Source organism: Sphingomonas sp. SORGH_AS_0950, assembly GCF_030818415.1.
GTDB lineage: Bacteria > Pseudomonadota > Alphaproteobacteria > Sphingomonadales > Sphingomonadaceae > Sphingomonas.
In genome coordinates, this window is sequence record NZ_JAUTAE010000001.1 from 2,875,647 (window position 1) to 2,888,059 (window position 12,413).

The following is a 12,413-nucleotide window of genomic DNA, read 5'->3' on the forward strand; positions in this document are numbered from 1 at the left end:
ATGGACGTGATCGAACGACCCGTGCTGGACGGCGCGCGCGACAAGAGCGACGGCGCGTTCGGCGGCTATGTGCGCAGCGGCACCACCGTCGAGCTGAAGGCCTTTACCGGCACGACCGGGGACAGCGGCGGCTTTGCCGTCCCGCGTGAGATCGATGCGGCGATCGCCTCGGTCCTGAAGACCGTCTCGCCGATCCGGGGCATCGCCAATGTCGTGGCGGTGGGATCGGCGGGCTATCGCAAGCTGATCACCACCGGCGGCACGCCGTCGGGCTGGGCGAGCGAGACGGCGGCGCGGCCCGAGACCGCGACGCCCGCCTTTGTCGAGCTGGCGCCGCCGATGGGCGAACTCTATGCCAATCCCTCGGCCAGCCAGGCGATGCTGGACGATGCGGCGTTCGACGTCGAGGGCTGGCTGGCGGAGGAGATCGCCACCGAGTTCGCACGGGCCGAGGGCCAGGCCTTCATCACCGGATCGGGCGTCAACCGGCCGCGCGGCTTGCTGACCAGCCCGATATCCTCGGCCCGGGACGGCACCCGCCCCTTCGGCACGCTGCAATATCTGGCGAGCGGGGCACCCGGCGCGTTCGGGCCCGCCCCCGACGAACGGCTGGTCGACCTGATCCAGTCGCTTCGTGCGCCCTATCGCCAGGGGGCGTGCTTCGTGATGAACGCCGCAACCTCGGCGCGCATCCGCAAGATCAAGTCGGGCGACGGCCAGTTCCTGTGGGCGCCGGGGCTGGTGGCGGGGCAGCCCGCGACGCTGCTCGGCTATCCGGTGGTCGAGGCGGAGGACATGCCCGACATTGCCGAGAATAGCTGCGCGATCGCGTTCGGCAATTTCCGGCTCGGCTATCTGATCGCCGAGCGCGCCGAGACGGCGATCCTGCGCGATCCGTACAGCAACAAGCCGTTCGTCACCTTCTACGCCACGCGGCGGGTCGGCGGCTGTGTCAGCGACTCGGAGGCGATCAAGCTGATGAAGTTCGCGACGAACTGAACCCTCGGAAAAATCGGGGCAGCCGGCAGGCGGCTGCCCCGTAGTTCAGGGAGGATGCCGGACCCGGCCGGGGGGCGCGGGGTCGGCATGGCCGGTGCCCAAGGGGGAGGCGGGCAGCGGCTGAGCAGGTCTCTGCTCCCCAAGTGTGACGATCATATGTCGCGCCTGTCGCAACTTGTATCGGTGAAGGAGAATTCATGATGAGCGGGACGATGGAGCCCCTGCCCGCCGCGACCGTGACGGCGGCGGCGGGCGCGGTGCGCGCGCTGTTGCGGCTGGACGAGGGCAATGAGGCGGCGCTGGTCGAGCGGGTCGCGGGCGTCGCGCTGGGGCTGGCCGAGTCCTTTTGCGGGCAGCTGCTGATCGCGCGAGTCGTCGAGGAGCCGGTGACGGCGTCGGTCGCGTGGCAGGCGCTATCGGCGACGCCGGTCGGCGCGATCCTGTCGGAGGGCGAGGGGGCGATAGACCGTGATGGTCGTGGCTGGGTCCGTACCGGCGCGGCGATCACGGTGCGTTATCGCGCCGGGCTGGCAGCGGACTGGACGGGCTTGCCGCCCGAGATCGCGCATGGCGTGGCGATCATGGGCGCGCATCTGTTCGACAATCGCGAGGCCGCCGCCGTACCGCCCGCGGCGGTCGCGGCGCTGTGGCGGCCCTGGCGGCGGATGCGGCTCGATACGCCGAGGCGGTCGTGACCGCGCGCGAGGCGCTGCGCACCGGCCTGTTGACCGGCTTGCGCACCGTTTTGCAGCCGCTGGCGGTGACGGTGTTCGACGCGGTCCCGGTGCGCGGCGGCGTCCCGCAGGCGGTGCTGGGCGAGCCGAGCGACAGCGACTGGGGCGCGGCGGGGATCGAGGGACGCGAGCTGCGCGTGACCGTGACGCTGAGCGACGAGGGCGAACAGCCCCGGCGGCTGCGCGCGGCGATGCAGGCGGTCGAGGGGATCGCGCTGCCCGCCGCGCTGTCGGACGGATGGCGGGTCGCCGGGCTGGCGGTCATCGCGACACGCATGGCGAAGACGGGCGCGCGCTGGACCGCGAGCGTCGAATGGCGCGCCCGTTTGTGGCGCGCGGGACAATAAGGGGGGACATCATGGCGATCGAAAAGGGAAGCGCCTTTCTGCTCAAGATCGGCGACGGGGCCGAGCCGCCCGCCTTCGCGACGATGGCGGGGCTGCGCACGACGCAGCTGTCGATCAACGGCGAGACGGTGGTGGTGACGAACAAGGATTCGGGCGGCTGGCGCGAGCTGCTGTCCGGCGCGGGGGTGCGGCATGTCAGCGTCGCGGGCGCGGGCGTGTTCACCGGATCGGCGGCGGAAGCGCGGATGCGCGGCCATGCGCTGGCGGGCACGATCGAGACCTATCGGCTGAGCTTCGAGAGCGGCGGGTCGATGACCGGCCGGTTCCTGGTCACGCGCCTCGACTATAGTGGCGATTTCGGCGGCGAGCGGACCTACACGCTGGCGCTCGAAAGCTCCGGCCCGGTGGTGGCGGCATGAGCGCCGGGGCCAATCCGGTGCGCGGCGAGGCCGCCTTGCGGGTCGGCGGCGCCGAGCTGGTCGTGCGGCCGAGCTTCCAGGCGCTGGTCGCGGCGGAGGGCGAGTTGGGCCCGCTGTTCGAACTGGTCGAGCGCGCGGGCGAGGGAAAATTGTCGCTGGGCGAGGCGGCGGCGCTGATCTGGCACTGCCTGCGCGAGGTGCCCGAAGGGCTCAGCCGCGAGCAGCTGGGCGAGGCGCTGGTCGAGCTGGGGCTGGCGGCGCTGGCACCGGTGCTGCGGCAATTGCTGCGCCAGATCCTGGGGGGGCGATGAGCTTTGCCGACGATGCGGCGCGGCTGGCGGGGATGGCGGGCGCGGTGCTGGGCTGGTCGCCCGACCGCTTCTGGCGCGCCACCCCGGCCGAGCTTCACGCGGTGGTCGGGGCCTTGACGGGGGCGGGGCAGGACGGGGGCGATCCGCCGTCGCGCGCCACGCTCGCCCGGTTGCGGGAGATGTATCCGGATGGATGAGCAGGATTTCGCGCCGCGCATCGACATGCGTGGCTTCACCGCCGACATGGCCGCGATGCGCGCCGACCTGTCGCAGGGGCTGGGCGATGCTGCCGAGCTGGGCGCGCGTAGCGTCGAGGGGGCGCTGCTCCGGGCGGCGCGGACCGGCCGGTTCGGTTTCGAGGAGCTGAAGGCGACCGCGCTGTCCGCGCTCGACCAGATCGCCCGCGCGGCGTTGCGGCAGGGGGTGGGGGCGGTCGGTGACGGCGGCCTGCTGGGTCTGCTGGGCGGACTGGCGTCGGGCCTGCCGGGGCGGGCGACCGGCGGGCCGGTATCGCCCGACCGCCCCTATCTGGTCGGCGAGCGGGGGCCGGAGGTCTTCGTGCCGACCAGCAGCGGCCGGGTCGAGCCGTTGGGCCGCGCCGCATCACCGCGCGACGTGCGGGTGGCGATCACCATCAACGCCGGGGCGGGCGAGGCGGCGGGGGTGCTGCAACGCTCCGGCCGCCAGGTGGCGCGTGCGGTTCGCGCGGCGCTCGCGGAGGATTGAGGCGCCCGCGACGGCCCGAGGGACAAGGGGAGGGAAAAACCGGTGCAATGGTGTCTGCATGAGCAGCGGCGGGATCAGCGGAGCGATCATTTGTCGCGCTTCGATCCTCGTTACTGGACCGTCGACTTTCCGCGCCCGATGATGGCGGCGGTGGTCGCGAGCGGGGCGGACAGCCTGCGCGTCGACACGGTCTTCTATCGCACCGACGATCTGGCGGGGCTGATCTGGGAGTCGGCCGACCGGCACGACCATCCGCTGCTTCGCTATGACACGGTGCGCGATTATCGCGATTGCCGGTTGCGGTTCCGCTGGCGCTCGGGCGGGATCAAGCCGCTCGACGCGCGGCATGGGCCGACGCTGACCATCGAGGGGCGCGACGCAAGCGGCAAGGCGCGCGCCTGGTATGTCCGGCTGTGGAATTATGCGACCGGCACGGCGGAGGATGCGGAGGTCGCGATCGACTTCGCGAACCTGGCGGGCGGATTCAGATTTCCCGAGGAGCGCGATCCCGTCTGGGCGGGCGATGTCGATCGCATGTTCGTTTCGCTGGTCGCGCCCGATTACGATGCGGGGGCGGCCTTTCTGGCGCGGCCGCAGGAGGGCTGGGTCGAGCTGACCGGCATCGCCTGCGAGGGGCCGGGCGCGGTGATCGGGGTCGGCGCGGCGGTGCTGCCCGAACAGGGGTTCCGCATCGCCAGCGGCTATGACGACAGCTATCACCTGACGCCGCAGCGTTTGCTGCGCAACATGCTGCACCTCGGCTATCGCGGCGACCTCGTCCATTATGTCGGCATGAGCCATTATTTCCGGCTCGAACGCAGCGGCGACGGGCTGTACGCCAGCCTGGCGGGCGGCGTGCTCAACGCGCCCTGCGCCGCCTGGCATCGCGGGTTCGCGCTCGAGGCCAGGGCGCTGGGTTATGACCCGATCTGGTCGCTGTCCTATGAGCTGTTCGACGCGCATTGCTGGGGCGACTGGAAGCAGCGTTCGGCCGATGGCGCGCCGGCGCTGACCGGCTGGTCGCCGCCCTCCACGCTGCTCAGCCCGGCGCATGGCGGGGCGATGGCGTATCTCCAGGCGGTGGCGCGCGCGTTCCTGGCGATTGGGCAGGCGGCGGGGCTGCCCCCGAAATTCCAGGTGGGCGAGCCCTGGTGGTGGGAGCGTCCCGCCGACGGCGCGCCGTGCCTGTACGACGCGGCGGCGGTGGCGGCCTTCGCGCCGGTGCCGATGGCGAGCATGGCGGGGGCGCGGAGCCAGGCGCAGCGCGATACGCTCGACCGGGCGGGGGCGTGCCTGGCGGCATCGACGGCGGCGTTGTGCGCGGCGGCGAAGGCGGCGGCGCCGGGCTGCGTCACCCATTTGCTGACCTATCTGCCGACCGTGCTCGACCCGGCCGCGCCCGAGGCCGTCCGCGCGAACATGCCGGTCGGCTGGGCGAGCCCGGCCTTCGATATCCTGCAGCTGGAGGATTATGACTGGGTGACGGCGGGCGACACCGCCTCGACCCGCAAGGGCGTCGCGCTGGCCGAGGCGCGGCTGGGCTATCCGCCGGAGCGGCAGCATTATTTTTCGGGCTTCGTGCTGCGCGCCGATCAGCGGGCGCAATGGGGCCGGATCGCCGAGGCGGCCGGGGTCGCGCGGGCGCGCGGAATCGCGGCGACCTTCGTCTGGGCGATGCCGCAGGTGATGCGCGACGGGTTCGTCTGTTGGGAAGGGGGAGAGGATCGCGTGCAGGCTTTCGACGATGTGCTGTTCCCACTGGCGCTGGGCCGCGAGGCGGAGGTGACGCCGGGCTTTTCCACCGCGATCCTGACGAGCGCGGGCGGGCGCGAGGCGCGCAACGCCGCCTGGGCGGAGGCGCGGACCACCTATGATGTCGGCCCCGGCCTCCGCTCGGCCGAGGACATGGCGACGCTGCTCTCCTTCTTCCGCGCGCGGCTGGGCCCGGCACGCGGATTCCGGCTGCGCGATCCGTTCGACAGCAGCGCCACCGACGAGGCGATCGGCACCGGCGACGGCACCACCCGCCGCTTCGCGCTGGTCCGCCATTATGGCGACCAGCCGCGCCGGATCACCCGGCCGGTCGCGGGCAGCGTCTCGGTCAGGGTGGCGGGCCGGGGCGTGACGGGCTTCGTCGTCGAGCCGGGCGGCTGGCTGTTGTTCGACACCGCTCCCGTGGCGGGCGCGGCGATCGCCGCCAGCTTCGCCTTCGACGTGCCCGTCCGCTTCGCCGAGGACCGGCTGAGCGTCACGCTGGCGGGGTTTCGCGCGGGGGCGGCGGCGTCGGTGCCGCTGGTCGAGGTGCGCGAGGCATGAGCGGCGACACGCTGACCGGCTGGGTGCTGTGCTGGCGGATCGAGCGGTCCGACGGGGTGACGATCGGGCTGACCGGCCATGACCATGATCTGTGGATCGACGGCCTGCGCTACCGCGCCGCGCCCGGCCTGACGCCCAGCGCGATCCTGCGCGGCGACGGCCTCGACCCCGATCTGATGGACGCCTCGGGCGCACTCACCAGCGAGGCGATCGGCGAGCGCGACCTGCTGGCGGGCCGCTGGGACGGGGCGCGCGTGGCGGCGATCGCGGTCGACTGGAGCGGCGCGGGCGACCCGGTGCCGCTGGGCCAGGGGACGATCGGCGCGGTGCAGCTGGGTGAGGGGGGCTTCACCGCCGAACTGCGCGGCGTCGGCGCGCTGCTCGACCGGCCGGTGGCGGCGGAGACCTCGCCCGACTGCCGCGCCGCGCTGGGCGACCGGCGGTGCCGCGTGCCGATGGCGGGGCGGCGGCGCATCGCGCGGGTGAGCGACTGGGACGGCGAGGCGATGCTGACCGTCGCGCATGACGAGCCGGTCGCAAATGCCTATGGCCAGGGGCGGCTGATCTGGTTCGGCGGCGCCAATAGCGGGCTGGAGGCGGTGGTGTTGCGGTCGGAGGGGCGGCGTCTGTGGCTGGCCGCCACGCCCGCCTTCGCGGTCGAGGGCACGCCGCTGGTCGAGCTGGTCGAGGGGTGCGACAAGCGGCTGGAGACCTGTGTCGCGCGGTTCGCCAACGTCCTGAATTTCCGGGGCGAGCCGTTCCTGCCCGGCATCGACCTGCTCACCCGCTATCCCGGCGCATGAGCGCGGTGGCGGCGGCGGCGGCCGCGCTGGTCGGCGTGCGGTTCCGGCTGCACGGGCGCGACCCGGCGCATGGGCTGGACTGTGTCGGGCTGGTCGCGGCGGCGACCGGGCGGGCGGCGCCGACCGGCTATGGCTGGCGCAGCGGCGACGCGGCGAAGGCGGCGGCGGCGCTCGATGCGCAATTTCAGAGGACGACGGATTCGCCGGGCGCGGTGCTGCTGCTGCGTGCCGGGCCGGGGCAGCTCCATCTGGCGATCCGGGTCGGTGACGGGATCGTCCATGCCGATGCGGGCCTGCGCCGGGTCGCCTGGCGGCCGGGGGCACCGCCCTGGCCGGTGCTGGGCTGTTGGAAGGGGGAGGGATAATGGCGACCTTGGTGTTGGGCACGGTGGGGCGGGCGCTGCTGGGGCCGGTGGGCGGCGCGATCGGTGCGCTGATCGGCAACCGCGTGGATCATGCGGTGCTGGGGCCGCGACGGCAGCAGGGCCCGCGCCTGACCGAGCTGTCGGTCCAGACCTCGACCTATGGCACGCAGATGCCCGCCGTCTTCGGCACGATGCGGGTCGCCGGGCCGGTGATCTGGGCGACCGATCTGGTCGAGGCGCGCGGGCTGACCGGCGGGGGCAAGGGGCGTCCGGCGACCGAAAGCTATAGCTACACCGCCAATTTCGCGGTCGCCTTGTCGGGGCGGCCGATCCGGCGGGTGGGGCGTATCTGGGCCGATGGCCGGTTGCTGCGCGGGGCGGCGGGCGATTTCAAGGTGGCGACGGGCTTTCGCCTCCATCCCGGCACCGAGGATCAGCCGGTCGACCCGCTGATCGCCTCGGTCGAGGGGGCGCGCGCCTCGGCCTGTCGGGGGCTTGCCTATGCGGTGTTCGAGGGGCTGGCGCTGGCCGAGTTCGGCAATCGCATCCCCCAGCTGACCTTCGAGGTCGAGGCGGACGAGGCGCCGCTGTCCTGCCGTGCCATCGCGCAGGCATTGTGCGGGCAGGTGCGCGGCGGCGATGCGGGCGCGACCGTCGCGGGATTCGCCGCAAGCGGGGGCAGCGTGCGCGCGGTGCTGGACATGCTGGCCGATATGAGCGGCGGGCAATGGGTCGCCGAGGGCGACGGTATCCGGCTGGTCGCGCCGTCCGCATCCGCCACGCCCGCCGTCACGATCCGCGACGACGCCATGGCGGCGGACGGCCATGGGCGGCGCGGCCAGCGCGCCATCGCCAGCGAGGCAAGCATCGCCGCCAGCGTGACGGTGGCGCATTACGATCCCGCCCGCGACTATCAGATCGGGCAGCAGCGCGCGCGTCGCCCCGGCGGAGTGCGCGACGAGCGGCTGGAGCTGGCCGCCGCGCTGGATGCGGCGACCGCGCGGACATTGGCGCAGGACCGGCTGGCGCGGCTGTCGGTCGAGCGGGTGCGTCGCACGGTGACTCTCGGCCCCGAAGCATTGTCCATCGCGCCCGGCACCATCGTCGCGATCGCGGGAGAGGCGGGGCGCTGGCGGGTGATCGAATCCGCCTGGGAGAATATGGCGGTGCGGCTGACCTGCGTGCCGCTGGGCCGGGGCGGGCCGATGCTGCCCGCCGCATCCGGCCGGATCGCGCCCGCGCCGGACCGGGCCATCGGCGTCACCCGGCTGATCGCCTTCGAAGCGCCGCCGCTCGACGACCAGCCGCTCGGCACGCCGCGCCTGTCGGTGGTGGCGGCGGGCGGTCCCGGATGGCGGCAGGCCTCGCTCGCCTATAGCCTGGACGACGGCGCGAGCTGGACCGCGCTGGGCCTGACGGCGATGCCCGGCGTGATCGGGCGGGTGACGGCGGTCTCCCCCGGCGGGGCGATCGGCCTGATCGACCGGCGCGGGGCGTTCGTCGTCGCGGTGGCGGAGGATCTGGCGGATGCCGATCCGGCCGCGATCGATGCGGGGGCCAATCTCGCCTGGGTCGGCGGCGAGCTGTTGCAGTTCGCGCGCGCCGAGCCGCTGGGCGACGGGCAATGGCGGCTCGGCCAGCTGCGACGCGGCCTGCGCGGGACCGAGGCGATGGTCGGCCAGGCCGGGCCCGGCGATGCCTTCGTCCTGATGTCGGCGGCCAGCGTCCGGACGATCGACATTCCCGTCACGATGCTGGGCGCTCGGGTCCGCTTCCTGGCGCATGGCGTGGGCGACGGTGTCGAGGGGGTGCAGGCATCGGCGATGGTGACGGGCCAGTCGGTCCGCCCGCCCGCGCCGGTCCATCTGCGCTGGCGGCGAGGCGAGGACGGGCGGGTCACGATCGGCTGGACCCGGCGGAGCCGCATCGGCTGGGGCTGGACGGACCGGGTCGACGCGCCGCTGGGCGAGGAGAGCGAGCGCTACCGCGTGACGATCGGCGAGCGGGAGGAGGAGGTTTCGGCACCCGTCTGGACGGGCAGCGCGCCCGTCGGGACGCGGGTGGCGGTGCGGCAATTGGGAACGCTGGCGGCATCGCTGCCGCTGGTCGCGATATTGGGGGAGGGACGAGATGGGTGAGGAAACGCCGCGCTGGACGCTGCCGCTGCTGTCGGCAGGGCAGGCGCAGAAAGAGGTGACGCATAACGAGGCGCTGAGCCTGCTCGATCTGGTCGTGCAACCCTGTGTCGAGGCGGTCGGGCTGAACGCGCCGCCCACCGATGCGACACCGGGTCAGGCCTGGGTGGTCGGCTACCAGCCGACCGGCGCCTGGACCGGCCATGCCCGGCATCTGGCGGGCATGACCGCCGGGGGCTGGCGGTTCCTGATTCCGCAGCCCGGCCTGTCGGTATGGAGTCGGGCCGATCGCTGCCGATCGGATTGGGATGAGGATGGCTGGCGGACGGGCCGGGTGACGGCGCGCGAGTTGCTGGTGGAGGGAAAAAAGGTTGTTGGCCCGCAACAAAGTGGCATAGCGCTTACAGAAGGCGGTCAAGTCATTGATTTGCAGGCAAGATCGGCGGTCGATGCGGTGATCCGCGCGCTGCGGAACCATGGCTTGATCGCCTCGGCATGACCCAAAATCTGTGCTTTTAATGCCACAGTCGGGGGCTTTTGTTTGCTTGCGTGGAAACCAACCCTCCGATAGTGAGTTTGCGCTGTCCGTAGTGACAACCAAGAAAGGGGACTATGATGCGGAAGCTTGCCATTGTTCTGGCACTTGCCTCCACCGCCCTCGCTTCGCCTGCCCTCGCCCGCGACAAGTCGTGGTATGTCGGCATCGAAGGCGGCGGGATGATCGTCGAAGATATCAACTATGATATCACCGGCACGCGTACCGGCACCGCCACCGTCGACCATGACTATGGTTATGACATTGACGGCGTGATGGGTTATGACTTCGGTGGTTTCCGTCTGGAAACCGAAGTCGGCTATCGCCGCGCGACGGTCGACAGCTTCAGCTCGACCACGCTGACCAACACCGGCATCGGCACGGGCACCGTTCCGGCCGGCAACTATGACTATGCCGGTGGCTCCACCTCGGCGCTCAGCTTCATGCTGAACGGCTTGCTGGACTTCGGTGCCGATGACGGCATCCAGGGCTTCGTCGGCGGCGGCGTCGGCGTCGCGCGCGTCAAGGCGAACTACGCCCTGAACAACCGCGCCGACTTCCTGAACGACTCGGACACCGTGTTCGCGTGGCAGGCTCTGGCGGGCATCCGCGCGCCGCTGACCGACCACATCGACGCGACGCTGAAGTATCGCTTCTTCAACGCCGAGAACGTCAAGCTGGTCGACGTTGCGAACAACACGTTCGACGGCCGCTTCCGTTCGCACTCGATCCTGGGTGGCGTGGCGTACAACTTCGGCGAACCGGCAGCTCCGCCGCCCCCGCCGCCGCCCCCGCCGCCCCCGCCGCCTCCTCCCCCGCCGCCCCCGCCTCCGGCTCCGGAGCCCGTGGTGTGCTCGCCGGGTCCGTTCATCGTGTTCTTCGAGTGGAACAAGTCGGACGTCACCCCGGAAGCAGCGTCGATCCTCGACAACGCGATCACCCAGTACCAGAGCTGCGGCAATGCCCGCGTGATGGTCGCCGGCTTCACCGACACCTCGGGTACGCCGCGCTACAACATGGGTCTGTCGCAGCGTCGTGCCGACGCGGTGAAGGCGTACATGACGTCGCGTTCGATCCCGGATGGCTCGATCTCGACCGAAGCGTTCGGCGAAGACCGCGACCACCTGCGCGTTCAGACTGCGGACGGCGTCCGCGAGGTCCAGAACCGTCGCGTGGAAATCACCTACGGTCCGGGCGCTGGCCAGTAAGCCACGCTCAGCCAAGGCTGATTGCAAAAAGGGAGGTCGGCGAAAGCCGGCCTCCTTTTTTCATGCGCGCGCACGGCCTGTACACGGCCCGTAATCGATTTCGGTGATTCATACTTTCTTCGCCCCTGCCCAATATGAACAGGTGACTGGGGACACGAAGGGGCAAGGCCGCCATGCCGCGCGGAGGACAACATCATCGAAGCCGGGAAGCGCGTCGGCAGGTCATGATTCCGTGCCGGATGAAGTCGGTGCGGGGATGGGGCGACGCCTGCATCCACAATATCTCGTCGCGCGGCATGATGATCGCCTCCGACGATCCGCTGGTGCCCGGTGACTATGTCGACATCCGCCGGGGCCGCCAGGTGGTGATCGGTCGCGTCATCTGGCGGCGCGATTGCTATACCGGCATCCGAACCCAGGACGTGATCAGCGCCGACACCCTCATCAACGAACCGCGCCTGGAAGGGCGCCCGGTCCAGTCCGCCGCCGAAGCCGATCGCCGCACCAGCCGCAGCCGCGCGGTCAGCCGCATCGACACCGCGCATGGCCTGGACCGAAGCCGCTGGCTGGCTGGCAACCTGCAATTCGGCGCGCTTTGTGCCTTCGGGCTGGTCGCCGCCATCGTCATCGCCCTGGAGGTGGCGCAGATGCTCGCCATTCCCACCGGCCGCATCACCCAGGCGCTGGCGGTAAAGCCCGACGCGCGCCCCTGATCCGCGAAGGGGATCAGGCCGGTTCGTCCGCCCCGATCGCCGCCGCCAGCCAGGCGGGGCACAACGCATCGCCCAGCGTCTCGACCCGGCGATGCTCGACCATCAGCCCCAGCTCCGGATAGGTCGCCCGTGTCCGGTCGCCCGCATCGCCCAGCGGCGCCACCACCAGTCGCCGGTTGACCTTCGAGCGGTGATGCATCCGGGCGGTATTCTCCTGCCCGACATAGCAGCCCTTGGTGAAGCTGACCCCGTTCAGCTCGCGCGCATTGCATTCCAGCCAGAGCGTCTCGCCCGACCCCAGCTCGCCCACGCCCTCGGTAACGCCCAGCGACAGGCGGTGCGCGACCCAATCGGTCGCCGCGTCGCCGGCGGGAGCCAGCCAGCGCTTGCCCAATTCGGGCAGGCGCGGGTCCTCGGCATGGCCATCGGCGTCGCGGCTCCAATGCACCGCCAGATCCTCCACGGGCTCGATCGTGATCGCCCGGCGCAGGCGATAGATCGACAGCCGCCGCGCCAGCGCCTCGGCCTGCGCGGCCTCCGCATCGATCAGCACCGCATCGCCGTCCGCCCATAGCAGGAAGTCGAACAGCGCCTTGCCCTGCGGGGTCAGCAGCCCCGCCCAGCGCGGCCGGTCGGGCGTCAGGCCGATCACGTCCTGCGTCACCAAGCCTTGCAGGAAACCGCGCACATCCTCGCCCGCCACGCGGATCAGGCGCCGGTCGGCCAGGGTCGTGGCGGGCGCGGGGCCGGGCTGCGTCGTCGGGGTGGTATCGCTCATGGCGGCAAGGTAGGAGGGCGCGAC

15 protein-coding genes are annotated in these 12,413 nt (G+C 71.7%); 14 read left to right on the forward strand and 1 reads right to left on the reverse strand.

What is annotated here, in order from left to right:
• The 14 genes from QE385_RS12880 to QE385_RS12945 all read left to right on the forward strand — a co-directional run bounded on the left by QE385_RS12880 (position 1) and on the right by QE385_RS12945 (position 11,611).
• Positions 1-999, forward strand: coding sequence for a phage major capsid protein (locus QE385_RS12880; RefSeq protein WP_307102426.1), 999 nt, complete (start codon positions 1-3; stop codon positions 997-999).
• 197 nt (positions 1,000-1,196) lie between these two features.
• The gene (locus QE385_RS12885) at positions 1,197-1,694 is read left to right on the forward strand and encodes a hypothetical protein (RefSeq protein WP_307102429.1); all 498 of its coding nucleotides are present in this window, start codon (positions 1,197-1,199) and stop codon (positions 1,692-1,694) included.
• Positions 1,691-2,080: a DUF3168 domain-containing protein gene (locus QE385_RS12890; RefSeq protein WP_307102432.1), complete on the forward strand. Its 390-nt coding sequence runs from the start codon at positions 1,691-1,693 to the stop codon at positions 2,078-2,080. Before QE385_RS12885 ends, QE385_RS12890 begins: the two co-directional genes overlap by 4 nt.
• An 11-nt stretch (positions 2,081-2,091) precedes the next feature.
• Complete coding sequence (locus QE385_RS12895; protein WP_307102433.1) at positions 2,092-2,499, forward strand: phage major tail protein, TP901-1 family; 408 nt, start codon at positions 2,092-2,094, stop codon at positions 2,497-2,499.
• Complete coding sequence (locus QE385_RS12900; protein WP_307102435.1) at positions 2,496-2,810, forward strand: gene transfer agent family protein; 315 nt, start codon at positions 2,496-2,498, stop codon at positions 2,808-2,810. Before QE385_RS12895 ends, QE385_RS12900 begins: the two co-directional genes overlap by 4 nt.
• On the forward strand, positions 2,807-3,007 hold the full coding sequence (locus tag QE385_RS12905) for a phage tail assembly chaperone (RefSeq protein ID WP_307102437.1): 201 nt from the start codon (positions 2,807-2,809) through the stop codon (positions 3,005-3,007). Before QE385_RS12900 ends, QE385_RS12905 begins: the two co-directional genes overlap by 4 nt.
• The gene (locus QE385_RS12910; RefSeq protein WP_307102439.1) at positions 3,000-3,536 is read left to right on the forward strand and encodes a tail tape measure protein; all 537 of its coding nucleotides are present in this window, start codon (positions 3,000-3,002) and stop codon (positions 3,534-3,536) included. Before QE385_RS12905 ends, QE385_RS12910 begins: the two co-directional genes overlap by 8 nt.
• 42 nt (positions 3,537-3,578) lie before the next feature.
• Positions 3,579-5,852: a DUF2460 domain-containing protein gene (locus QE385_RS12915; RefSeq protein ID WP_307102441.1), complete on the forward strand. Its 2,274-nt coding sequence runs from the start codon at positions 3,579-3,581 to the stop codon at positions 5,850-5,852.
• Complete coding sequence (locus QE385_RS12920; RefSeq protein WP_307102443.1) at positions 5,849-6,655, forward strand: DUF2163 domain-containing protein; 807 nt, start codon at positions 5,849-5,851, stop codon at positions 6,653-6,655. Before QE385_RS12915 ends, QE385_RS12920 begins: the two co-directional genes overlap by 4 nt.
• Positions 6,652-7,020 (forward strand): peptidoglycan endopeptidase, encoded by a 369-nt coding sequence (locus tag QE385_RS12925; RefSeq protein WP_307102445.1) that lies wholly within the window; start codon positions 6,652-6,654, stop codon positions 7,018-7,020. The genes QE385_RS12920 and QE385_RS12925 overlap by 4 nt, the downstream gene beginning before the upstream one ends.
• Entirely contained in the window at positions 7,020-9,158 is a 2,139-nt protein-coding gene (locus QE385_RS12930) for a phage tail protein (protein WP_307102447.1), read from the forward strand. The genes QE385_RS12925 and QE385_RS12930 overlap by 1 nt, the downstream gene beginning before the upstream one ends.
• Complete coding sequence (locus tag QE385_RS12935) at positions 9,151-9,654, forward strand: DUF2793 domain-containing protein (RefSeq protein ID WP_307102449.1); 504 nt, start codon at positions 9,151-9,153, stop codon at positions 9,652-9,654. Before QE385_RS12930 ends, QE385_RS12935 begins: the two co-directional genes overlap by 8 nt.
• A gap of 116 nt (positions 9,655-9,770) precedes the next feature.
• Positions 9,771-10,898, forward strand: coding sequence for an OmpA family protein (locus QE385_RS12940; RefSeq protein ID WP_307102452.1), 1,128 nt, complete (start codon positions 9,771-9,773; stop codon positions 10,896-10,898).
• A gap of 173 nt (positions 10,899-11,071) precedes the next feature.
• The gene (locus QE385_RS12945; protein ID WP_373424666.1) at positions 11,072-11,611 is read left to right on the forward strand and encodes a PilZ domain-containing protein; all 540 of its coding nucleotides are present in this window, start codon (positions 11,072-11,074) and stop codon (positions 11,609-11,611) included.
• Between the two features lie 13 nt (positions 11,612-11,624).
• On the opposite strand, the gene QE385_RS12950 is transcribed toward QE385_RS12945, so the two are convergent.
• Positions 11,625-12,389 carry a folate-binding protein YgfZ gene (locus QE385_RS12950; RefSeq protein ID WP_307102456.1) on the reverse strand — a complete coding sequence of 255 codons (765 nt, stop codon included), beginning with the start codon at positions 12,387-12,389 and terminating at the stop codon, positions 11,625-11,627.
• Positions 12,390-12,413 lie beyond the last annotated feature (24 nt).

Excerpts from the sequence above, each read along its gene's own strand:
- QE385_RS12880 (WP_307102426.1), top strand. The coding sequence starts at position 1 with ATGGACGTGATCGAACGACCCGTGCTGGACGGCGCGCGCGACAAGAGC.
- QE385_RS12885 (WP_307102429.1), top strand. The coding sequence starts at position 1,197 with ATGATGAGCGGGACGATGGAGCCCCTGCCCGCCGCGACCGTGACGGCG.
- QE385_RS12895 (WP_307102433.1), top strand. The coding sequence starts at position 2,092 with ATGGCGATCGAAAAGGGAAGCGCCTTTCTGCTCAAGATCGGCGACGGG.
- QE385_RS12900 (WP_307102435.1), top strand. The coding sequence starts at position 2,496 with ATGAGCGCCGGGGCCAATCCGGTGCGCGGCGAGGCCGCCTTGCGGGTC.
- QE385_RS12905 (WP_307102437.1), top strand. The coding sequence starts at position 2,807 with ATGAGCTTTGCCGACGATGCGGCGCGGCTGGCGGGGATGGCGGGCGCG.
- QE385_RS12910 (WP_307102439.1), top strand. The coding sequence starts at position 3,000 with ATGGATGAGCAGGATTTCGCGCCGCGCATCGACATGCGTGGCTTCACC.
- QE385_RS12920 (WP_307102443.1), top strand. The coding sequence starts at position 5,849 with ATGAGCGGCGACACGCTGACCGGCTGGGTGCTGTGCTGGCGGATCGAG.
- QE385_RS12925 (WP_307102445.1), top strand. The coding sequence starts at position 6,652 with ATGAGCGCGGTGGCGGCGGCGGCGGCCGCGCTGGTCGGCGTGCGGTTC.
- QE385_RS12930 (WP_307102447.1), top strand. The coding sequence starts at position 7,020 with ATGGCGACCTTGGTGTTGGGCACGGTGGGGCGGGCGCTGCTGGGGCCG.
- QE385_RS12935 (WP_307102449.1), top strand. The coding sequence starts at position 9,151 with ATGGGTGAGGAAACGCCGCGCTGGACGCTGCCGCTGCTGTCGGCAGGG.
- QE385_RS12940 (WP_307102452.1), top strand. The coding sequence starts at position 9,771 with ATGCGGAAGCTTGCCATTGTTCTGGCACTTGCCTCCACCGCCCTCGCT.
- QE385_RS12945 (WP_373424666.1), top strand. The coding sequence starts at position 11,072 with ATGCCGCGCGGAGGACAACATCATCGAAGCCGGGAAGCGCGTCGGCAG.
- QE385_RS12950 (WP_307102456.1), bottom strand. The coding sequence starts at position 12,389 with ATGAGCGATACCACCCCGACGACGCAGCCCGGCCCCGCGCCCGCCACG.